Origin of the sequence: Nocardia sp. NBC_01730, from assembly GCF_035920445.1 — a bacterium.
Lineage (GTDB): Bacteria > Actinomycetota > Actinomycetes > Mycobacteriales > Mycobacteriaceae > Nocardia.
Window position 1 is genome coordinate 6,958,533 of the sequence record NZ_CP109162.1, and the last position, 24,741, is coordinate 6,983,273.

1 protein-coding gene (cut by both window edges) is annotated in these 24,741 nt (G+C 67.0%); it reads left to right on the top strand.

All 24,741 nt of this window come from inside a single coding sequence — locus OHB12_RS29200, alpha/beta fold hydrolase (protein ID WP_327112628.1), on the top strand. Of the gene's 155,337 coding nucleotides, 20,810 precede the window and 109,786 follow it; the stretch shown corresponds to coding positions 20,811-45,551 — codons 6,937 (partial) to 15,184 (partial); the first codon wholly inside the window starts at window position 2. The start codon and the stop codon both lie outside this window.

Here is a 24,741-nt window from a genome sequence, read left to right on the forward strand (position 1 = left end):
GGAACACGACGAACTACATTCCCGCAGGCGCGGACTCGACGCCGCCGAGCACGCCAGGCTGATGGAGCTGAAGGCCATCCAGCAGGTGCTGCAAGATGTCGACAACCGGGCCGAGGCCATGCGCATGCCGGTGCACCTGGTGTCCTACCCGGCGACAGGGGATACCGCGAAGGCGCTGGTGGTCGAGATCGGTGACCGGAAAGCCGCCGCAGGTCACCAGGTGTGGTTCGTTCCGCGGGACGCGGCGGATTACGGCGCGCTGAACGAGAGCGTCGATGAGTTCACCGACCTCGCCGAGGCCGAGAACGTGCCAGGCCGGGCTACCTCGATCATCGGGGTGCTGCGCTACGGTGGCGCCGCGGACGCGGATGTCGCGGCCAGTACGGAGTCGGTTGCCGAGGGGTTGGTGCACCGGATCACCTTCTCCCAGGTCGCGCACGAACTGCGGGCGCCCTACCAGTCGCCGCCGACCGTCGAAATCGTGCACCGCGGTGACGGATCCGCGGTGTGGGCGGCAGTGGCCGACCGGCTGCGCGACGGGGGCGTCGACCCCGAGCCGGTGCTGGTCAGGGCTGAGCAGTGGGTGCGGGCGCTGCCCGGTGCACCGGAACTGCAGATGCGCTCCCGCCAGCCCGAGGTGGTCGCCGCCATCGGCGACCCGAGCACCGCCGACCACGTGGTGGTGTTGCTCGATGCGCAGAACATGGCGGAGTCACTGCGCACTGGTCTGCGTGATGCGGTCGGGCGGTATGCGACCGAGCATCAAGCACACCCGGACGAGACGACCGCAGTGGTGGTGGTGCAGGGCGGCGACCCGAGCCGAGTGGCCGGCGTGCTGGCCGGCTTGGCTGAGCAGCGGGCCGCGGCGGGCCGGATCAGGTTGCGCGGCGAGCGTGGCCTGCTGAAAACGGTGTTGGCCGACGAACGGTTGACCCAGCATCGCGACGCGTTCACCCGTGAGCCGGGCAAGGGGCGTCAGTTCATCGAAACGGCACGGAAACTGGTGGCGGAGGGGCCTTTCCGTCGCGGCGCGCAGTCGGTCACCAATCCGGTCACTCTGGGGAGCTCCCTGGACCTGGTGCGTCGCTTCGACGGTGATGCCCGGCGGGTGCGGCGCATCGAGATGTTGGAATCGATGCTGTATCAGGGGCAGTCGCGGGTCGAGCTGAAGATGCTCGACCCGGCGAAATACCAGGACCTGACCGACCAGATGCGTCGGCTGCAGCTCGAGGCCGAGCGGGTCAACAGCCCGCGGATGCGCCTCGAACGCCTCGAACGACTCGGGGGCGCCCATGACGTCTTCGCCACCGCGGAAGTGGGCGAGCAACTGCGTGCGGCCAGGGCGAAGTTGGACGTATCGCTGGAGGAGGCGTTGCTGACCGCGGGAGAATTGGGGTTGCGCGCCGATCCGCAGCAATTCTCGACCGTGCCGCGCGACGATCTCACGCGGTCGATGAACGTCAGCGCGCTACAGCGCCGCACGCTGTTCATACAGTCCAATGAGCGCGAACTGCCGATCGGTCAGCCAGCGGATCTTGCCCGTGTGCGCAGGCACCGGGCTGATCTGCTGGTGCCGCTGATCGGTGGCAAGGTCGATCAGCTGACCCCGATCCGGGTCGCGCAGTTGGTCGACCTGTGGGAAAAACAGAACCAAGGTGAAGGTCTCGGCCTCGCCAAGGAAATCCAGGTACTGGACGCACGGATCACTCTCTCGCAGCGGTTCTTCGCGGAGGCACGACAGGTCGAGGTAATCAGCCGGTTGCAGGCCGCACTGCACCAGGCCCAGACACATGTGGCGGAGGCGGACAACCAGCTCGAGCGGCTGCGCAGTTCCTACCGGGATCGCTACGAGACCGACTGGCTTCGAGTCCCGGACGGTCCGATCGACACTGCCGTGCTGGTCGAACTGCATCGCAAAGCCAAGGCGTACCTCGAATACGACATCACGATCCGCAATGCACAGAGCGACCTGTGGCAGATGCGCGAGGTCGCGTGGCACCGGGACAAGTGGGTGGCCAAGGCGTCAGCATTGCAACAGCTGGCCGGACGGATGGACACCCTGGCCGGGGAGCGGTTGCGGGTGCAGTCGGCCCTGGACGCGGCCGAATCGGCGATCATCACATCGCCGCTCACCCGCGAGCACGAGATGGGCGAATTCCGGTGGCTGACACAGCGATCCGGGCGCACCGACCTGCTGAAGGCACTGGTGGTGGACCCGGTCAACGCCATGCGGCTGGAGTTGCGCGAGCTGCTGGAGAACTCGATCACCGTCGACACCGCGGCCGCACAACTCGCCCGCATCGACGCGGCCATGGTGGAGGGCTTCAGAACGAAGCTCGACGCTGTGCTCGTCGAAGACCGCCCCCCGGCGGATGTCTTCGGCCATGAGCCTCCGGACTCCGACACCCGCCGGCATCTGCGGGGCGACGAGCTGACCTGCCTGTTGGATGCCACCGAGGCCGCCAACGCCAAAGTCGGCAAACCGCCGTTGTCGGCGGAGCAACGGCTCCTGCTCCGGTCCGGCCTGCCAGGGACGGATGCTCGGGAGGCGCCGGAGATCGTCGGATCCGACTGGGAAGCGAACGGTTTCGAATCCTTCGAGGCGCTGCACGATCGGGTGCTGTCCACCGGGGACGTGGTGGTCGCGGTGCTCGGCTACCGCGGTTTCGACAACCCGAACGAGGTCGGTTCGCACGCGGTGACCGTGTACCGGGACGGCGACACCGTGATGGTGATCGACAACGGCCAGGAGACCGAGTTCTCGGCGTGGAAGTCCCGCCAGAGCGGCGTGGACAGCCTGGCAGGCATGGCGCTGAAATCCGATGGGACGGCGGGCCGGTCACTCGGGCCGGACGGCAAGTCGCAGGCGGTCGCTGGCCTGGACTTCAAGAACGTCCGCATCGGCGCACGCATGGGCGGCCGCGACGAGGGCCTGCTCGGTTACATCGAGCCTCGCGCGGCGCTACCGACACTCGAACCCGAATTCACTACCGAGGGACATCGCAGGGTGGCCGAGCAGGCGTGGCAGCGCCTGCGGCGTCGGGTCGACGCCGCGTTCGACGCCGCCGAGCCGAACGGCCCATTGGCCGAGCACAACCCCGCCGTCATCCGGCAGATGCGCCAGCGGGTGATCGAAGGGCTGGCCGGCATCGAGCCCGAAGCCATTCCCGCCGCCAGACGGCGATTGCGCCTGGAACTGATCGAACAGCAGTGGGACGCGGATGAGTTCGCGGCGCACCGGGTGTCGATCCTGCAGAACCTTGCCGCCGAACTGGCCACCGAGGACCTGCCGGATTCACTGCGGGATCAGGTGAACCGGATGCGGCTGGCGCGGGAACTCGCCGACTTGCGGGCAATCGAGCCGACTGAGCTGACCGCGGAGAACGCGCAGCGACTTGCGGAACTCGAGGGCTGGGTGGATCGGTTGACCGTCGCCCAGCGGTGGGCCACCCAGCTGCCCGGACATCCTCCGGTGCGGTTGCTTGGGTTCCCCCTGCCCGGCGAAACCGGGAACACGATGCTCGAAATCGGCGACGTGAGAACCGCGGAGGAAGTGAATGTGCTTGTCGCCGCGGGCCCGGTGCCGCGGGCCCAGCAGGCGATCGAGACGGGCGACCCGGATCTCGTCCAGGCGATGAACATGGTGTCGTGGCTGGCGGACAACGAGTCGGTTGCGGTGGTGTTGGTGCAGGAGGGCGCCGACCTGGAGGACGATGTCGCCGCCCTGTTGTCGACCAGGGACGATTCCGTGATTCCGCCCGCCGTCGTCGGCTTCTTCGACAGTCGCGATGAAGTCAGGGGAGAATGGCATGGCCTGGCGGTCTCGCCGATGCCGAGGGATCCACACGGCGTGGTATTTACCGCGCTCGAATGGGCCGGGATGCGCAGTGTCCGGGACATGCTGTCGGCCGCGGACGCCGATCCGGACGAGGTGCGGAGCCGGGCGCGGGCCAACGACGTCGCATGGCGCGCTTGGCCGCCGTATGTGCACACGGTTCTGCTGGAGCTGTATCCGGAGGTGCTGGCCGAAGCTCCCGGGTTGCCGGCGGCCGTGCGTGCCGAGGCGGGTGCGGCTGCCCTGCGTGCCGGCGCGCACTCCGACCGGACGGACGATGCCCAGCAGTCGATCGCGGGCTCCCAGGAGATCCTCGATCTGCTGGAGGCGACGGCCGAACGGGGACTACCGGTACGGCGTCTCTCGCATGCCGTGGACGGTGACACCCGCCTGCTGACGGTGGCGTACGGCAATCCGGACCGAGCGAGCCGGGTGCACTGGGGGGTGTTCGAGGCGGCGGAGCTTGGCGACGCCATGAACATGGCGGAAGAAGCGTTCCGAGACCTGGACGACGGCGATACTGCCTTCGTCGCGCTGGTACGTGGGCACGGTTCCGACCCTGCTTCGTCGGCCGAGGATCGGGCCGAGTCGGACGCGGTGGAGCTGACGCGCGGGATAGCCGCGCACAACGCTGTGCGGCAGCTACGCGATCCCTACCAACGCCGTCCGGAAACCCATCTCACCGACAACGCCCGCGCTTCTGCCGCCGTCACTCGAGTGCCGCCGGGTTCCGGTATGGCAGCCGAGATCGATTCGGCGCCAACCCGATCGGAATGGGAGATCCGCCGCAGGCTCACGGCCGCGCGGGCCAACTACCAGCAGGTTGCCGACAGAATCGCCGATCTTGTCGGTCAGCTGGAAGGGCTCCCGGTTGAGGTCGCCGCGGCCGAGCTGACACCGGACCTGGTCTTCGACACGATCTACCGGTTGTCGACCCAGGCGACCGGCCCGGCCAACGAGGCGACACTGTCCGGTCTGTTCCAGAACGCGCCCCGGCTGTTGCTGGCGGACGCGGAACTACGCCAGTTCGCCGAACATCTGGCCACCGAGCACGGCCTCGATCACTGGGTGATGTCCGAGACCGAGGCGGTACGGCAGCTGACCGCACTACAGGCCCGGCGTCTGGTGCGAGGCGTCCAGGTTTTGGATGCCATCCGGGACCTGGTCCGTGACATCGATGGGGCCGGCCTGAACTCCGCCGATCGCATCGATGAGTTCGACGAGCTGAGCTTGGACGACCTGTCGCCGCAGCGGTTGCGTGAGATGCTCACCGTCCTGCTGGGGCGGTCGATGGACGACAGCCACCGGGTGCGGATCGCCGAACTCGTCGAAGCGATTCCGCTTTTCGTCGTCCTCGACACCCAGATTCGGCACCTGCGAGGCCGGGCACAGGTCGTGGGTGTCGACACCCTGCTCAACCAGATGCGCCAGGCCTACACGTCCCGTGAATTCGCCCGCCAAGGCCTGGCCGAGCTGGATGCGGTGTCCGAGCTCACCAACCCGACGGTGTTGCGTGCGGCCCGTGCCGAGCGGGCCGCGTTGCACCGGGAGTTGGTCGCACGCCTGTCGGTGTCGTCGGCACAGTTGACCGACGCGGAACTGCAGCTGCGACTGGATGCTTTGGGCAGCAGTCCAGGGGCGTTGGTCACCCGGCGGTTGGCAACGAAGTATCGAAACCAGCGTGCTCGGGTCGAGGCGGGCGATGCGTACGTGGCGAGCGACCGCCGCTTCACCTGGTTGCTGCACCGGGCCCGGCTGCTCGATGGGCTCTCACGCAGCCGTGGTGGGGACGCCGCCGACCTCGACACCGCGGTGGCCCCGGTCGGCTCCGACACCGCCACCCGGCTCGCCCGAATCGACGAGCAGATCCAGGACATCCTGACCGAGATCACCGAACGGTTCGAACCGGTGGTTCCGACCACCGATGTGCCGGAGCATCCCTTGCACACAGGTGTGCCGGACTGCGCCTTGGTGTCAGTGAACCGGCTGGTGGAATTCCGGCGGCGCCACGGCAAGCTGCCCCAGGATTGGTCCACGGCGGTGATGCTCGCCCACCAGGGGCTGGCCGGGGTCCCCGAATGGGCAGCCGCGGAGGCCGCGGACGCGGACTGGCAACACTTCTCGTCACTGCGTGCGCTCATCAACCATGTGAGCAAGCACGGCGGTGCGGCCGCGGGCGCCATGGTGTTCCGTGCCGGAGGCCGCGCGGGCGGGCACATGTTCGAGGTGGAGCTCGACGACGACGGTCACTTGGTCGTGCACGAGTGGGTCGGCAACGAGGAGCGGATCTTCCGCGACGGCGAAGTGCGCGGGTGGCTGCGCGAGCGCGAGCGGCTGGGCATCCTGAAGGTGAAAGCCCTTGTCGCCGACGCCGAAGGCGACGCGGTCATCCCGTTCGTGAAGGGTGACCGGCTGGCGCTCACCGACGACATCCCGGCCGTCATGTTGGCGGGGTTGCCGAACGACGGCGACCCGTCCGTGGCCCGTGACCGCGACAACCGAGCAGAGCTGGATCGGCAACAGGATCTGCTTGCCGCACAGGTGGGTTCGTCGCGTCACACAGAGCTGGAGGCGGTCGAGGAACTGCTGTTCGCGGCAGGCCACCATGCCGCCGACATGCGCATCGAGCCGGTGCGGCTGCTGGAGTTCAACCGCGGCGACCAGGACGGTGACCGGGGCCGGGTCGTCGTGCAATACGGCGACCCGACGACCGCGGACACCGTGTTGGGCATCGTGGTCGATACCGTCACCGATGGTCGACAGCTGATGTACCAGCCGGACATGATCGCCGGGGCGATCGCGGCAGCGGCAGAGCGCGGCGGCACGGTGGCGGCGGTCGTGGTGTACCGGCACGACGACAGCGACGCCGCCTACGGCCGGGCCCCCTACGACACCGACCTGGACACCGCCGACGCTACGGCGCTGGCCGGGGAACTGGAACCGGTGTACCGGGCGCGCACGCGCAAGCCGCGGATCGAATTCGTCAGCAGGGGTGACGGCGCCGCCGTGACGGAGGTCGCGCGGGAACAGTTGGCAGCCGAGGGCATCGACACTGTCGTCGGGGATTCGCTCGACACCGGTTTCCGTGTCCCACCGTTGCCGCGCACCCCGGGCGCCCAGGCCAGGGGGGAACAGCTGGCCATGGAACTGCGGCACTACAACGACCCCACCGAGGCACTCGAGTGGTTGGACGCTCTGGTGCCCGAAGATGTGCAGTTGATTGCCGAGGTGGCGCCCGAACTGTTGGCCGACCGCGACGGGGTGGCCGGTCATGAACGTTCGAACGCGTTGCGGTCGCGGCTGCAGGCGACGCTCGAAGAACGGCGTGAGCACGGCGACACCGGGGAAGTGCGGCGGTTGCGCGCTTTCGACGAAGGCTTGCTGCGCGCCGGTCAGCGGGCTGTCCGGGATCTGGAAGCGGTCCACCTCTACGACTTCGACGCGCCGACTGTCCGGCCGTTGGCGTTGCCGCTGCGGCAGGCGCCGGACAGCCGGTCGTTCGTACTGCTCGACGCAGGCCCCCGCACCGAAGAGATCACCGTGTTCGTCACCGCCGGACCGGCGACCCCGGACCTGCTGCGCCTCGGGTTGCACCAGGCGCACGAACACCTCGTCGTCGACCTCGCCAGTCAGCATGTACAGGGGAGCTACGGGCCGCGCGCCGCGGCGGTCTGGCAGGGCACCGACCCGGATCGGCTGGTTCGTGACCTGGCCACCGTCGCCGCGGGCTACCCCGACGCGCGGATCAGGTTCGTCGTCGACGGTGATATCGGTGACGCACTGGTGCGCACGGCACTGGCCGATAACCGGATGACGGCGCACCGGGAGCAGTTCGACGGCAACGACAGCGGAGCAGTCGAAATCAGTCGCCGGTTGCCTGCCCTGCCCCCGGCCCAGGAGGCGTTCCTGGTTTCCGCGCTCGGTTCCTTGGGAACGTCGGTCCCCGACTCCGTGCCGCCGCGGCCGGTGTTGCCCGAGGTGCCGACGGACCCGGACGTGGGCGACCGTGCGAAGACGTTGTGGTCGAACCTGTTCGGCGACGCGACGGCAGTCGACGCTGACAACTTCGAGGCGAACTGGGGGACGCTGAGCCGGGACGAGCGCTGGCTGTTGGTGGCGGGGGCACCCGCGAAGCTCGCAGAGCAGCAGGGGGTTCCGGCCCGGTGGCGCGACCGCGCCAACCGGATGCTGCTCGCCAAGCGCCTGGAATTCCTGCGGGCCGAAGACGCGTTGGGCATGCTCGGCGACGCCGGCCCAGGACGGGACGAGCTGAACCTGCTGGAAGACCGGGTCGCGGCGCTGGAGGCCGCCGCACGCCGGGCCGCGACCATGCCTGGTCACCCCCCGGTGCACGTGCTTTCGCTGGGAGTGCACATACCGGCGCTGGGTTTGGTGGACAACGGCCGCCCCCGCCGGATGATCGCCGCGTGGGGCGACGTGGACACCGCGAGCCGGATCAAGGTGACCGTGGTGGGCCGCTTGGGGTCGGTGTCGCCGGCGGACGGGATGGACGCTGCCGCGGACGTTTTCGACCCGAGCGGGACACAGGCTTCTGTCGCGTATCTCGCTGCGGACGGGCCGGGTTCGGCGGCGGGTCCCGAACCGGTCAGTGGCGACGAGCTGAGCCGGGCGGCAGGCCGCGAACTGCTCCATGACATCGACACCACGATGCACGTGCAACGCCACTACCGGAAGTTGGCACTCGGCCGGAGCATGGCGGGGCTCGAAGTGGACGCGTTGCCTGCCGGTCGGGACGTCCTCCAGTCCGCGGAGAACCAGAAGGCGACGCTGTCGCGCGACATCGACGTCGAATGGGGGCCGCCGCTCGGCCTGGAATTCGACGACGACGTGGTCGGGTACCGGTCGCCGGACACCGACGACCTGGCGCCGTTGGACCAGGAACTCGAGGGTGTCTCGGCTAACTGCACCACCTACGTCGCCCGCTCGCAACACGAGACCTGGCCGGATTCGGAACTGCCCGAGGTGCCGGATGCCGGTATCCACGGCCGCTCGGACACCGAACTCGCCTACCTGCTGCAGGCCGGTTGGCACGACGAGGTCTTCCACAACGACCAGGACGGGCCCACCGCGCACGACAAGATCGACGCGATCCTGCGCGACCTGGGTCCCGGCGCCACCGCTGTGGTGGTCGACGAATACACCCACTTCGACCCGAACAACCCGAAGCAGGTCGGCTCACACGTCCACGAGCGGTACGTCGCCGCCGACGGTGTGACGGTACTGGTCCGCAACTGGAAGCACACCCCGGCCGACCCCTACGCCATCGAGCCCCCCACCGCTACACCCGACACCGAGGCGCCTCCCACGGAAGGTGTCCGGGAGAGCACCGTCATCTTCCGCCGTGGCAACGGCGCCGCGACGGTGGAATACGGCCCGGACACCGCTCACGCCCCCGGCGCCACGCGACGGACCCGGATCGGGCGGGAACAGCCGGAGCGTGGCGAGGTGGCGGCGTTGCTGGCCGCAGCACGCGCAGGCGATGACCCCGCCGCGTCGAGACGTCTGCAAGAGATTTTCGGTCGGCAGATCTTCCCGGATGTGCGGGCCATGACCGGCAGCATGCAAGCCGTGTCGTTGGCGCGCGGCGCCGTCGACGACGTGTTCGCCACCGCCGTGCAGTACAACTGGAACCCGCCCGAAGGTCAGGACGTCCGCGACTGGTTGCTCGGTATCGCGCGCAAAGCGGTGGACCGCAGGATTGCGGAACGTGTTCGCGCGGCTGTCCTGGAGCGGGTACGGGCCGATGCGGGCGGGAACGATAGCTACGCGGCGGCCGCATCGGAATTGCGGGCCCAAGTTATGGTCTCGGCGTCGTCGGTCGAAGTCGAACATGCCTTGAACAGCAGTCTCCGTGGATCACACCGGGAATGGCTGCGACAGCGCTACGGGCTGGAGGCTACCGAGAATGCCGCTCTGTCCAGGGCCATGAAACTGGGTGCGGGCTCGTCGCCGGAAATCTTGGACAAGGCTGCGGCGCGCACACTGGCCGACGCAGTCTTCGCGGAGTATCGGATCTCGCTGCACGAGTTGTCACCGGGCACTCCGCGATACGAGCTGTTGAACAGGCTGGTGTCCGCGCGCTTTCCTGCGGAGGTCGTGGCGGCCTTGGGAGGTGACCTCGAGAAACTGCGACGCGCGGCGGAGGACCTGCCCACCCGTTCCCGTGAGTACTTCAACCTCAGGTTCCTGCGAGGGCTTTCTGTTGAGCGAGTCTTCCAAATAATGGGGATCAAAGACAATTTCTATACATATGAGGCCATCGTCACGGATTATTTGATGATCTCGTTGCTCGACGTGCCGGAGCCGCCGGTTGTCGATATCGAAGGATGGTTGAACGGACTTCCGGACGCCGGCCCGGCCTACAATCGACTGGTTGCGGACGTAATGGAGCGGCTGTCGGCAGTGTCTCCGACACTCGCGAAGGCGATGGCCGGGGACCTCACGAAACTGGCGCGTGCCGTCGCCGCTCTCCCTCCACAACAGAAGACCATTACCTGCCTGACAATCCTGCAAGGCCAGCCGTTGCTCGAGGCGAGCCGGGCAATGGTGCTGACGCGGAACACCGCAGCTTCACAACGATCCCTCGCGGCGCGGAACTTGGCTGAATCGTTCGCCCCATCCCGCTCTGATGCGTCGACGCCGGAACCGGCTCAGGGACAACAAGATCAGGCGCCGAGCCCGGGTATCGATCATGCCGAGGCGGAGACACCGCAGGAAAAGCAGGACGAGGCTGTCGCAGCATTCCTCGATTCAGGTAGGCCGCCTACTGAAATGGATCTGGCCGTCGTGGCCGACCTGCCACTGCGAACGGTCATTCTTGTGCTGAACAAGAAAGCGGTCAGCCCACGGATACACGACCAAGTGGTAAAGGCCGCGAAGAGGATTGGATACGTCCTTCGTGACGATGTCGCCAAGCCGCAGCGTCCTCCGGATCATGCCAGGCCGGCTCTCGTGGCGCGTCGCGCGAGAACGTCGTACCGCACCGTGACCCGTTTGGCTAGAGGGGAATCGGTTCCCGATACCATTCGGGAAAGGGTGATGGCCGTGATGTCGGAACTCGAATACGAGTTCCGAGACGGTGAACTGGTCTCGATTCACGAATTCGCTCCGAAGTTCGAATGGACCACCTTGGCCAGGGAAGCCGGAGTGGACCCGAGCACGCTGCGGTACATGCTCGACGGTGGTTCGGTGAGTGCGGAGACTCGGCGGAAGGTCGTCGAGGCGGCCGCTCGGCTCCGGTTCGAGCTTCCGGAAGTGCTGGTAAGTCCGCCGGCGTCGCCGGCGTCGCCGCCCTCTCGGTCTCGGCTGGCTCGCGAGGCCGGAGTGGCGTTCGATGCGTTGGCGCGCATGCTCGACGGCGACATGGTGGCGTACGAGACGTGGCGGAAGGTCACAGCGGCGGCCGCCCGGATCGGGTTCGAGCTTCCGGAAGCGGCTCTGAGACCACCGATTTGGTGGCATACCGCGGAGGTCGGGCGCTTAGCGGGGACGTCCACGGCGACCGTACGACGGGTGCGCGCCGGAAAATGGGTAGATCCGGAGTTGCGTGATCGAGTGATCGGTGCGCTGCGTCAGTTCGCCCCCGAACTCGTGGATCAGCTCCCACCTGCGCCGTCACGACCGGCCCGTCGCAACAACATGACCGATGTGGCGCGCGAGTCGGGGGTGCCTTATCACCACGTTCGTCGGGTATTCGCCGGCCTGGAAACGGATGCACAGGTAGGGCAGGCGGTGTTGGCGACCGCGGATCGTCTCGGCGTCCCGATAACGGCAGAAGTCAGGTTCAAGACGTCTCCGCCGCGGAAGGTCGCCTTGGCCGAGGTGGCACGGCAAGCGGACGTGAATCCCGGCAGCGTGCACAAAGCCCTCAACGGTCAACAGGTGAGTGCGCAGGTGATGCGGAAGGTGTTGCGCGCGGCAACCCGGCTCGGATACCCGCTGACACCTGAGGTGCTCGCGAAGATTCGGTTGCCACAGGAATTCGCGATCGACTTGGCCGCGGCCGCAGGAGTGTCCGAAGAAGCGGTAGATCGGGTGTTCGCCGGTCGGGAAACGAATGCGGCGATATGGCGGCAGGTTCGTGATACGGCGATGCGGCTGGGTCTCCTACCACGCAGGCCAGGTAAACCGGAAGTGGCTCGGCTGGCGGGGGTGAGTCTGAAGGCGGCGCACCAGATCCTCAACCGCCGCTATCCGAGTTACACCGAGACCGAGCAACGAGTTTTTGTTGCGGCGCAGTGGTTGGGATATCCGCTTTCTCCGAGTCAGCGTGCCGCGATCGATCCGCGTTTTATCGCGGAGCGTTTCTTCCCTGAGCGGATAGCCGAGGGAGCCGCTTTCGAACAGCAACCCGGATACGCCGCTGTCGCAGCGGCGGCGGGCGTGGACCAGGCGATTGTCTCCCGGGTACTGCTTGGGGTAGCGGAGATCGACGAGGATGTCCGACAGCGGGTCTTCGAAGCAGCTGATCGGGAGGGTCTTTGGTATTCCGCTACGTCCAGGGCGGACGTCGAGCAAGTTCGTGCCGTGCAGGCGGAACTGGCCGACTTGTTGGGGGTGACATGGCAGGAAGTGGACCGGGCGCTGGTAGCGGAGGCCCAGGACCGTGCTTGGGACAATGCGGATCTGGCGGACCGGTTCCATAAGGCAGCCGACAGTTTCTCGACGTTGAGTGACAGCGCGCTGACACGCCGTCCGACGCAGGATGATGTGGCCAGACTTGCCGGTGCGGGACAAGCCACCGTGTCCGAAGTGTTCGGTAGAAGCAAGCCGGTTTTCACCGAGGAAGAGCAGCGGATCCTTGTTGCTGCGCAATGGCTGGGATACAAGGTTCCTACCTCCCTCCAGGCTGTTATCGATCCGGTGTTTGTCGAGACCAGGTTCACGCCTGGTCATTTCGTGGACGGTGAGTTCATCCGTGGGCATTTCAAACGTCAACCTATGCAAACCGAATTGGCTGAATCGGCGGGCGTTTCCCCGGCAACGGTCAGCCGGGTCGTCCAGGGCACCGGTGGAAGTGCGGCAGCCCGTGCCGCCGTGTTCGAAGCGATCGACGAGCTCGAGTATTGGTCTCCGGGCGGCCATGCCGCTATTGCTCGATTGGCGGGCGTTTCCATTCGGACGGTCGCCGATGTATTTGCCCAAAATGAACCGACTCACACCGTCGGGGAACGGCGGGTGTTGCTCGCGGCGCGGCGGCTCGGTGTGGGAATACCGGAAAGCCTCCGCGGCGTTCTCAAAGAGCGTATTTCGTTGGGTGATATCGCCCTTGCAGCAAATGTGAGTGTGGCGACCGTCGCCCGGGTACGCGACGGGGAAGTCTCGTTGGACAACGAGATCAGCCGGCGGGTATTGGCCGTGATGCGCCAACTCGGGGTCCTGGAGCAGCCCGGTGGTACTCGCGACATTGACACCCCCACCCGCGACTCTGACGCCCACACCGACGGGGCCAAGCCGGATCTGTCCACGAGCGGAACACAGATGGCCGTCGCCCGGATGGCGAGGGTGTCGCGGTGGACAGTCGCCAACGTGGTGGCCAGGGACACCCCAGTGGGTACGGATGAAGAACGGCGGGTGGTTTTCGCCCTGGCCCAGCTCGGCGAAGAAGTGCCGGAAGGACTTCGAGCCGTGCTCGAGGGACCCGCGCCGGAATTCGACGGGGAAGCGTTCGTCGCGGAAAAGGGGATACCGCAGCGGCAGGTCGCCGAGATCGCCGAGGTGTCCCAGTCAACGGTGGCTCGGGTGCTCGAGGGGAAGATCTCTCCCGACAGCCCGAAGGGTCAAAGGGTGGTTGCCGCGTTGCGGCAGCTGGGCCAACAGCTGCCCACTCCGCGGCCCGAGACCCGACTCACCGCCAAGCAGGCCCAGGCACTGGTCGATCAGGCGCCGCTCGAGCGGCTGGTCGAGCTCGCCGGCGGATTGAAGTCGCCGGCCGAGCGTGAGCTGGGGCGGTTGATGTTCGCGGAGGGGATCACCGAGCGTCGAGAACTCGCCGAGCGGATGCCGGACAAGACGCTGCAGGCGATCAGCGGCTTGAAGAACCGTGTGATCGGCAAGCTGGGCAAAGCCCTCGCTGAAGACGCGCGACCGGCCGTCCCGGGTCTGGACCCGGTGCGTGAGGCGACCGAGCGGTACCAGCGCTCGCGTGCCGACCTTGTGGGGCATGCGCCCGACGCTGAGCTGAACTGTGTGCCGGAGGCGCGGCGGGATATGTGGGCGGCGCTGGGGCAGGAGCCGCCCGCGGATCTGGCCGACGCGGGGCTGGGTGGGGTGTTGTTGACGGCTGTTCCCGGAGTGGTGGGGGCGGGTTGGGATCCGGCGATCACCGAGTTGGTGCAGGTGCGCGCTCGGGTGGCGGCTACCGGGAAGCCGATGGTTGCGGTGGTGGTGTACGAGGGTCGGGATGGGCGTCCGCCGCAGTGGGGTCATGCGGTGAATGTGAAGTTGGTCGACGGTGTCGTGGTGGTGCACGAGTCCGGGGTGGATGTCCCGTTCGAGGAGTGGTCGCCGCCTGCGGGTGTGGTTGCGGTGTTGGGGATGCGGGTTGCGGAAGGTCCGCAGGATCAGGTCAGTACGGAACTGCCGGAGCATGCCCGGGATTTGGCGGACGTCCTGGTCGGTGCTCGATTCGACGAAGGCGATCACCGCGAAGCCGTCCCCGAGCTTGTTCCGGTGGTGCAGGACATCCTGGATCGGGCCGGAGTGTCCAGGCTGGAGGATGCGCTGTCGGTGCGGGTGGAGCCTGGCGAGGCCGTCGCGGTGTCCGAGGGACGTGGCCGGATCGCGGCTGAACTGCGTGCCAAGGCACGAGAGTTGGGGATACCACCGGCTGCGCTGATTCGGGATTACCCGCCGCTGCGGGACGTGGTCGGCGCGTTCTCAGCAGCGGACCTCGACGTCGAGGCGCGGGCGGACCTGCAGGCGCAGATTGCGCAGTTGCAGCGCTACGGCCTGAGCGATGAGGCGCAGCGGTTGCAACAGGCGGCCGCGAGGCTCGGGATGGTGGAAGACCAGATCGCGGCGCATGGGTTGCGGGCACAGCTGCTGTCGACCCGGTATCTACCGGACCTGGGGCCGGACGGTGCCGAGGTGGCGACCGGTGGACGGGTCCAACAACTTGTGGCCATCGGGGATACCGAGGGCGACACTGTCGACCTCCTGGACACCGCGGACACGGTGATCTGGTACCTGCCCGGGCCGGCGTCGGAGCTGCTCGATGACATCGAGGGCCAGATGGCCGAAGCGGCGCACTACCTTGCGGCGCGGAAACAGCACCCATCCGAGCGGGTGGTGCTGGTGATGCTGCTCGACAACGACCGGAGCGCCTCGGCTGGTCCCGGCAGCGAGCAACCTGAAGGCTCGGTGCAACCCGACATTGCGGCGCTGCAGGCCCGCACCATCGTGGACGCCAGGAACCTGGTGGATCAGGTGGCGTCGATGAACGCGGCCCGGGAAGAGCTGACCGGCAACCGGCCGCGAACGCTGCTTTTCGGTAACGGCGCCGGAGCGGACGTCGTGCGCGCCGCGAGCGAAACACCAGGGATGCGAACCCAGTTCGACGGTGATCCGGTTCTCGAGGACACGTGGCTGTATTACTTCGACCCGCAGCTGGAGCAGCTCGAGCGTGAGGTGCCGTCGGAACCGGGCGAGTTGCGAGAGCAACGCCGGCGGGAGTTGCAACAGCTGCGGGTTGTGCTGCGACGGTTCTCCAGCGAGGTGGGGGGATGGCCGGAGCCGACTGCGCTGTCGCTGGGGTGGGGTGGCAGCGCGGAGGTGGTGCTCGGTGACCTCGATACCGCGCAGCGGATAGAGCTCCATGCGACCGTGGGACGCACGAACCCGATTACGCTGGAAGAGAGTCTGGCTTTCGGCGTCGGCGGGTATAACCAGTCGGTTGCCGCGCTGGAGGGCGAGGATCCGGCGGTCGCAATGCTGGTGTGGCGGGGGCCGGACCTTGCGGCGTTTGTCGAACGTGTCACCGAGGTGCTGGAGTCGCAGTATCGGTCGGGGCGGCAGCCGCAGGTCATGCTCTCCATGCACGACGCCGACAACCCGCGGGAACGGGAGCCCGACCTCGGAAGGTCGTTGGTGGCGGTGGCTTTCCAGGAAATCGAGCGTCGTGCCCAGGCGAAGGCCGCGCTGCGGGACTTGACCAAGGCGAACAACACCAGCCTGGATGAGTTGCTCGCACCGAACTCTCCGATGCGCGAGCAATGGCTACAGGAATACCGTGAGCTGTTGCCGGAGGTCGCTGAGCGGCATGGCTTGTCCGTGGACCTGTTGGCCGACCCGATGACGGCCCGGCAAGTCTGGCGGGATTTGAAATCTGGGCTGAATTCGCTGCCTGACGATACGTCGCGGTGGACCGATGGTGACCGTGCTGACCTCCTCTTCCTGAATTTGCACGAGGCAGTGGAGGCATTCGACATCATCCAGCGTGCAGATACCCGACTCGAGCGACTGGTCGGCGCGGAACAGGTGCTGCGCGATGGCGTGACGCGCATGCACGAGCGGACCGACACCCGAGATACCTTCTTGCACTTCGCTTCAGCGGCCGCAGCTCTCAACGAGGTTGCCAGTCGACTGCCTGGGGCGAACCTCGGCATCCTTTTGTCTCCTATGAACGAAGCGAACCTCGTCGAGCACCGCCTGCTGCACAGCATGTTCGACAATTTGCTGGCGGACTTCACGCGGGCCGCGGACGACCTGCCGCAAGCACCACGAATCCAGCTCGGCGACACGCTGTCGCGCCTGCGTGCCGAGGGGGAGTGGGTCGCGCAGATCGACGCGCTGGAAGACGGCCTGGGCGACATTCAGCGGCAGCGGCTGGCCGCCAAGCGCCGTTATCTCACGATGCGCAATGGCATCATCGAGGACTTCCCCACTGAGCTGGAGTATCTGGGCACGGCCACGGAGCCGATCGATCCGGCACGGGTGGTTGCCCGCATCGCCGAGGTTGTCGGGGAAGGAGAGGACTGGCGCTGGCGAGTGCAGCAGTTGAACCAGCTGCGTGCGGTCGCTGAGCAGCACGTCGCCTGGGAAGATCGGTTTGCCCGGTGGCGGGCGACGGCGGACCAGCTCGAAACAGTGGCTGTGGGGCGTGCGCTCGCCGCGATCATGGCCGACACCGATGCGGAAGTCGGGTACAACCAACAACTGGACCAGGCCTTTGCCGCAGCTGCCCAGCTAGCGGCGGAGCCGGAACCCGGCTTCGACGTACGCCCGGCACCTCGCCCTGCTCAGCAGAGCGTGCGCAGGGCGTTGACCGAGGCGCCGGTCCCGAATGTCGGTGACGGTGCGGTGGAGCCGAGTCAGGCGCAACTGGCGCACCGGCTCGATGACGTCCCGAAGATTTGCGCGGTCGAGATCCTGCACTTCGCAAAGCTGCTCGGTTTCGAGTTGGCCGGCGACATCCCGTCGCTGCTCAACGAGCAGATCCGGTTGGAAGGCTTGAGCCCGGTCGAATTCGCGAAGCTGCTGGGGGCCGACTGGGCGGAAGAGCCCTTCGATTCTCTGGAGCAGATGCGGGCGTTGGCCGCCGAAGGCGAGTTCGTCATGGGCGCCGTCACGCACGAGCCGGTCGGTGCGCACGCGTTCATGCTGTACCAGGGTGCCGATGGCCAGGTGTGGGTGCACGAACGCAAAGGCCACCAGGTCATCGATGTGCCGTTCAGCAAGTGGAAGCAGCCGAAGGGGGCGCTGCACGGCATCGTGTTCGACGAGGACCGGCAGGCGCTACGCCCGCTGGCCCCCGGGCAGGAGCCGACCGGGAGCTACCCGCTCGCGAACCTCGCGGGCGACCACACGGATAGTTCGGCTCCTGATAGCGGCGACCGAGGAGGGAAGCCGGATTCCGGCCGTCCGTTGCAGGACGACGCTGCCGCGTTTGCAGACATGCTGCGGTCGTGGGGTGTGGAGGGCGCGTTTGTCGGTGGTGTCGCTGCCAATTCGTATCGTGCCGAGGTCCGTGCGACCAGCGACTTCGACGTGCTTGTTCGTAACCTCGGCGATGTTCGACTTCGATTTGCGGGGGAGGGCTACGAGGTCAAGCCGTTCTTCGATCCGGACGGTGTGGTCTACCAGGTGACAGTGCGTGGGCCCGACGGTGTCCAGGCTGATCTGTTCGAGGCTTTCGGGCAGTTCGAGAACGAGGTGCTGGACCGGGCGGTCGGCGGCCGGATCTCCGTTGAAGACGTGATCGTGTTCAAGCTGGGCGCGCGGACGAAAGACCAACTCGACGTGAAGTCGATTCTGCAGGCCGGTCACGACTTGGACCTGGACTATATCGACCGTCGGGCTGCCGAACAGAACAAGACCGATCGGTGGGAGTGGGTGCGACCATCCACGCCGAGCCCGGAGGAGGCATCGCCGCCGCGCGCCGATCACGGTGCGGCAAGGTCGGACCGGGCGGTGCAGTCCGCCGACGGCGAAGCCCGGCTGCGCCGTCGTCCGCTGTCAGATCCGCTCGGATGGCTGCCGGGGACTGCAGTCTCGCTGGTCGCCGCTGTACCGGATGGCGGTACGGAGCGGCGGGAGTCGGTGGACGATGCGGGTGACCGCGTGGTCGAGTTGATCGACACCGACGATGGCTGGCCGCTGCTTCGCGTCACGGTGTCCGAAGGGCAGCAGCCGCGGTTGACGATGGTGCTGCGGCTGCGGCAGGAGGAAGGGCGAGGAACTTTTCAGCCGTCGGACGGGGCGGCGCTGATCGAACGGTTGATCCCGCTGGCCATGCGAGGGTGGGCGGCGAGTGACCACCTCGAACGTGCGGGCTTGCGGATACCGCGCGAAGCGCGCCGCAGCCTCGGTCGTGATGACATCACCGTGACGGTGACTGTGACCGGGGCTGTCGGTACCCGGGAAGCATCGGTGGTCGTCGACGGGGACTACGAGCGGACCCAGTTGGATTTCTACGAGGCGGACAGGCGCTTCGTGGATTGGTCGCAGGAATCCGAATCGTTGCTGTTCCAGGATGATCAGACTCGGAACGGCTTCACCTTCTTCGGAGGGGATGATGAGCGGCTGCTCGACAGGCGGCAGCGCCTGGTGGCCTCCTACCAGCAGGTGCCGTATGCGCTGAAGTGGATGTTGAGCTGGTGGGCGCAGGATCGGGGGTTGTCCGCGCAGCTGGTTCCGTTCGGCGCAGGGCTGGAGGCCTTCCCGGATCGGCTACAGCAGGATGCGGTCCTGCACTGGCTGGTGCAGGCGGCGCGAGTTTATTTCGCGAAGAGTTGGGAGGCTGGCGATGGACGATTCGACCGGCACGGTCTCCCGTCTCCGGATCGCGCAGATCCAGCGACGGCGCAAGCGGTAGCCGAGCTCGTCCGACCAGAGCGGCTGGCGGCGATGATCTCGGCGTTGGAAACCGTGGCTCCGATCCGATGGCTGGGCAGTACGATCCGCGACCTGCGCTCCGCCCTCGAGCTGGTCAAGGAGCTGCAACAGCTTTTGGAGCTGGCCGAGCGGGCGCCGGAGTTCGCGGCCGGGTTGGCGGAGCCGGCGCCGCACCAATGGACCTGGTCGTCGCGCGCCGAGATCGCCGAGAACCCCCTGCCAGAACAGGAAACGGCGGCCGAACCAGACGACGCTTCGGCTACCCCGGAGCGGTCCGGGTCTCCTGAGCAGGAACCGGCCCCGGTCGAGCCCGCGCAGCGTTCCCGAGGTGGTGTGACCCGCTACCAGGACGAGGACTCGGCTGGCATCAAGACGGTCGGAGAGAACCATCCGGCTCTCAACGCGCCAGGGGCGAAACCGTTGGTGTCGCCTCCGCAACCGCGGTCGGTACCTACCCCGAAAGAGGTGTTCGGGCGCCTCGCGCGCACGAGCGACCCGGTTCTGGACGCGCAGCAAGACGCGCGCGAGCGGTACCAGCGCCCGAATAACGAGTTGGCCGGGCATGTCAGGCTGAATTGTTTGACGCTGGCGGCGGGGGATATGTGGGGGGTTCTGGGACAGGACCCGCCTGCGGGGCTTGTCGACCAAAACTGGCTCAGCTGGGTTTCTTTGGCTGGGGTGCGGTTGAAGCATGCCGCCGGAGTGGCCGGGGCAGGTTGGGATCCGGCTGTCACTTCCTTGGAACAGGTGCGCGAGCGGGTGGCGGCCACCGGGAAGCCGATGGTTGCGGTGGTGGTGTACGAGGGTCGGGACGGGCGGCCGCCGGAGTTCGGTCATGCAGTGAATGTCAAGCTGGCGGCCGACGGCACGATGGTGGTGCACGAGTTCGGGGAGGACGTCCCGTTCGAGGAGTGGTCGCCGCCCGCCGGTGTTGTTGCGGTGTTGGGGATGCGGGTCTCGGAAGGTCCGGAGGATCAGGTTGTTTCGGAGCTTCCGGAGCATGCCCGGCATTTCGCGGACGTCCTGGTCGGTGCTCGATTCGACGGAGACGATGCCCGCGAACCGCTGTCGCAACCGTCGGACGCGCAAAGGCGTGCGGTAAGCGGGCTGGCTGAGTCAACGCCTGGTATCCGGGAACGTTTGGCTCGGTTGTTGCGGGGAAGGTCGACACCGGCGGTGTCACCTCAGCTGTTCGAGGGGTGGGCAGGGCTGCGCCGCAGTGACGACCAGCGGCTCGCCGAACTACACCAGGAACTGCGAGCCCAGTTCGCGCGCCCCGGTAGCAGTGTGACGCAGTTGCAGGACCCGGAATCGGCGACCCGGCGCGCCGTCGAGAAAGAGCTGGGTTACTCCCGGCGGGAGCTGGCTGAGCTGCTGGGTATCCCGGAGCAGGATTTGACCGTTGATCGGCGGGTGCGGGAGGAATACGCCGATCTGCGGCGCCACGGCATTGCGGCGGAGTTGCAGCGTGCCGCGGACCGGTTCCTGTGGCACTACGAGGTGCTGCGGAAGGTCGAGGACATCGACCGGTACACCACCAGGGCCCGTCGCATCGACGCGTTGGAAGACGCACTCTACGACGCGTATTCGCGCTACGAGCAGGGACTGGATTCGGCCGCCCCGATCCGGGCGTTGGCCAGACAGGTCGCGAGCCTCGGAGAGTTGGCGCGCCGGGTCAAGGAGACCGAAGACACGATGCCGACGATGGAGTTGGTGCGTGACCGGGACATCACCAACGCCTACTGCATCCGCCCGAGCCTGCGGGTGGGGCCGCGGACCTTGGAACAGGTGCGGGCCCGCTACGCCGAGACTCGGGAGCGGCTGCGGACGTTGCTGCAGGCCGATCCGGCGGACATGTCCCTCACCGAGCTGGAGGCGCTGACCACGAAGCCCTGGCCGGGCAGCAGACCGCCGGAAAACCCGTCGCAAGCGCAGGAAAAATACGACCTGGCTGTGTCGTTCGAAGAGTGCAGGCAGGTACTGGCCCTGGTCGAGGCGGTCGAGCAGCGCGACGCGCGAATGCAGGTGCTCACCAGCGAATTCGATCGGCAGATCAAGGCCGCGCTCGGACCCGCCGCAGCGAAACCGGTCTCCCGGGTCGTGGCGAGCGGTGATCTGGCCAGGCTCGCCGATGTCGATGTGGCCGAACGGGACCGGCTGGCCAGGAGTCTGCGCAACAGTGGGGAGCTCGACCTCGACCCGGCGACCCTGGACGGCGACGCGCTGGAGCAGCTGCGCCGCACTCGGGAGTTCCTGGAACGAGAGGTGCCGCGTCAGCCGCACGAGCCGGTGACGGCGGACATGATCCGCGCTCATGCGTCGCGGCTTCGGGAAAATTTCAGGGACTGGGAAGCGTCCGAGCTGGAGAGGAAGTGGGCTCCGCTCAACGAGGTGATCGCGGACGCAACAAGATTGCTGGACGCCGATGCCCGGATCCGGGGCATCGCCGCGCTGCAGGCGGCGCTGCGCCAGGCGCATTCCCGGACCGCGGTGGCGGCACAGGAATTCGAGGCGCGTCGGGCCGAACATGTGAGGCGGTACCCGCAAGACGAATTCGAGTTGGCTGGGGCGCTGAAGGTTTCGTACCCTCTAGGCGCCGAGTGGGCATTTGCGGTCGGACGGCGACGTCGCTCGCTGCGGGCGTTGCTCGAACTGGCCGACAACCACCGGCGTCGCAGTGAACAGGCCGCTCAGCTGGACCAGCGGGCGAACGACCTCGCGGACCTGGCTCGCCGCCGCCATGAAGCGGCGAGCCGCCGCGACCGAGCCTGGGGCGTGCTGCAGGAATCGGCCGCCAAGGAGTTCTGGAACACCTCGGCCGTCGAGCTGCCTGCGGTGCTGCGCGCGAAACGTCTCGCGCTTCAGCACGAACTCACCCACACGCTGCACACGAAACTGGCTCGTGAGATGGGCTTTCCGGAGCCGGAAGCCGATGAGGACGAGCCGCTGTCGATTGCCTTGATCGAGCAGATGGTGACCCAGCCCGACGGGGTGAGTCCGCTGACCGATTCCGCGACCGGCGAGCGGGATGGCGATCTGGACGCCAAGGCCAGGGCGGTGTTGGCGATGGACAGTGTGGTCGACGCCGCGGTCGACTACGCCACGGCCATCGTGGAAGTCGACCGGCTCGACGCGGCGTTGCGCACCGGACTGGCCGCCCAGGACGCGCAGGCCGCAACCACCGCGGCTGCCGATGCGACGGTCGAATACCGGCGTCCGCGGGGCGGTGTGGAGCACCTGCTGGCTGACGGGCCGAAGACATGCGTGCCGGAGGCGCGGCGGGATATGTGGGCGGCCCTGGGGCAGGAGCCGCCCGCGGGGTTGGCCGACGCGGATCTGGCCGGCGTGCTGTTGACGGATGTTCCGGGAGTGGTGGGAGCGGGTTGGGATCCGCGGGTCACCGAGTTGGAGCAGGTGCGCGCTCGGGTGGCGGCTACCGGGAAGCCGATGGTTGCGGTGTTGGTGTACGAGGGGCAGCCGCCGCGGTGGGGTCACGCGGTGAACGTCAAGCAGGTCAATGGCGAGGTGGTGGTACACGAGTCCGGGGAGGACATCGCGTTCGAGGTCTGGGTGCCGAGTTCGGGCGTGGCCGCGGTGCTGGGGATGCGGGTCGCCGAAGGTCCCGAGGATCAGGTTGTTTCGGAACTTCCGGAGCATGCCCGGGATTTCGAGAACGTCCTGGTCGGTGTTCGGTTCGACGGAGACGAATCTTCGGAATCCGTGGATCCGGAACTTCCTCTCGGCGAGCGGCTTCAACAGATCGTGGAGCGGGCAGAGGAGTTGTCTCGCCATCTGCACTTGCCCCCTGGTGCATACGGCGAGTGGACCGAGGAACAGTGGCGCGACGCCTTCGCGACTGCGACGGAGAGCGTGGCTGCCGACCGGGCTGGGGTGACCGCCGATCTGGCCCGGTTGGGACTGGCGGAAGATGCCGAACTGCCGCTTCAGTTGGCGACCTTCCACAGGTTGGACAATCGTAGGGCCGACATCTCGAGTCGTGAAGCGGCCTTGGTCGAATTGCCCGGGGTGCTGCGGCGCTATCGAGTCCTGATGGCGGATGTGGTGCGGCACAACGAATCCGCTGACACGCGTGCGTGCGTACCGGCCGTCGAGGAGGTGCTGCGGCGGGGCGGGGAGAAGCTCGAGGGTCACGACATCGTCTGGTTCCGGGACGGGAAGTTGGTCGTGGTCGCTGTGGACGGCGGGCAGCAGCGGGCGTTGGACCGGTTGCGGTCGCAGTGGCGGGAATTCGAGTACTTGTTGGATGAGGAGCCGGCTCGGATCGAGGACAGGTTCCACGTCGAGTATGTGACGGTTCCGGTCCCGGACGACCGGATCGAGGCGTCTCCCGCGCCGCGCACTCCCCTTGGGCATGACCGTATCGAGGACCTTGCGGCTGCTTCCCAGCGCCTTCACGATGTGACCGCGCAGTGCACCGCGTTGATAGACAAACTGGGTACCTCATTGCAGTACTGGAGCAACAACGCGGCGACGCAAAGGCAAATAGCGGACCTCCACTCGATGGTCATGGTGGAGTGGACCGGGTTGGCCGAGCGACTGCGGGTGAACCCGGCGGACCTCGGCAATGTCGCGTTGGATGTTTCCGGACCCCCGAGCACGTCGGACCGGTCCGGCCTTTTCGCGCTCCTGAGTCGTGCCGCGCAACACCGGACGGAACTGCTGCGCCGGGACGACGACATCGCCCGACTCTCCGAGCTGCTCGCCGAGTGGTATCAGGCGGACGCCGCAATCGATGCCGAAGTGACCAACCGCCGCATCGACGCAGAGCTGGCGAAGCATCCCGGCGGTATCCGGGTAAGCACCCACGTGATCCACATCCCGGATCTCGGTGCAGGCGCCGGCCGGTTGGTCGTGGTGTCGGGGCTGGACCGCCTGGACGCGGCGCTGAACGATCTGGCCTACCACCGACCGGAATTCGCAGATGTGCTGCTTCCGGGACATGGCTACCAGATCTCTCACGTGTCGGTGTCGATGTGGGCGGATCCGGACGGTTCGCTGAATTTCCACTCGCTCAGCCAATTGCCGGATAATCTGCAGCCCCCGAGCCAGCAAGAGATCGTCACTGCGTTTTTGATGGCGTATCTGAGGGGGCGCGTCAGCGGCTCGGTGAGTGTGAGTTGGGGCAAATGGCTGAAACCGCTGCTCGGTCGGATCAGCCCGCTGAAGCGATATTCGGCGATACTCCAGGACAGAAATCCTAACAATGGAATTCGTCCTCATGATGGAATTCAGCTGGATGAGGAAACCTCCCCCGTGCTGCGTGTCGGGAAGGAGCTGGCCGATTCCGGGGAGGTGGTCGATCCGTTCGGCCCCTTGGAGATCGCGCGCAAGCTGTACACCCTGGAGATCACCCGAGACGACACCTCGTATCCGGAGCCGGGCCAGTCCGAGCCTTACTCGTCGCGTTACGACTTCACCCTCGAGGGCCTACGCGATCCCGTGCGCCTCCCGATGTACGAGGACGAACAGGGGCAGTGGCGGCTGGGTGGCCGCCTACACGAGTACGAAGGGCCCGCATATGTGTTGCGGGA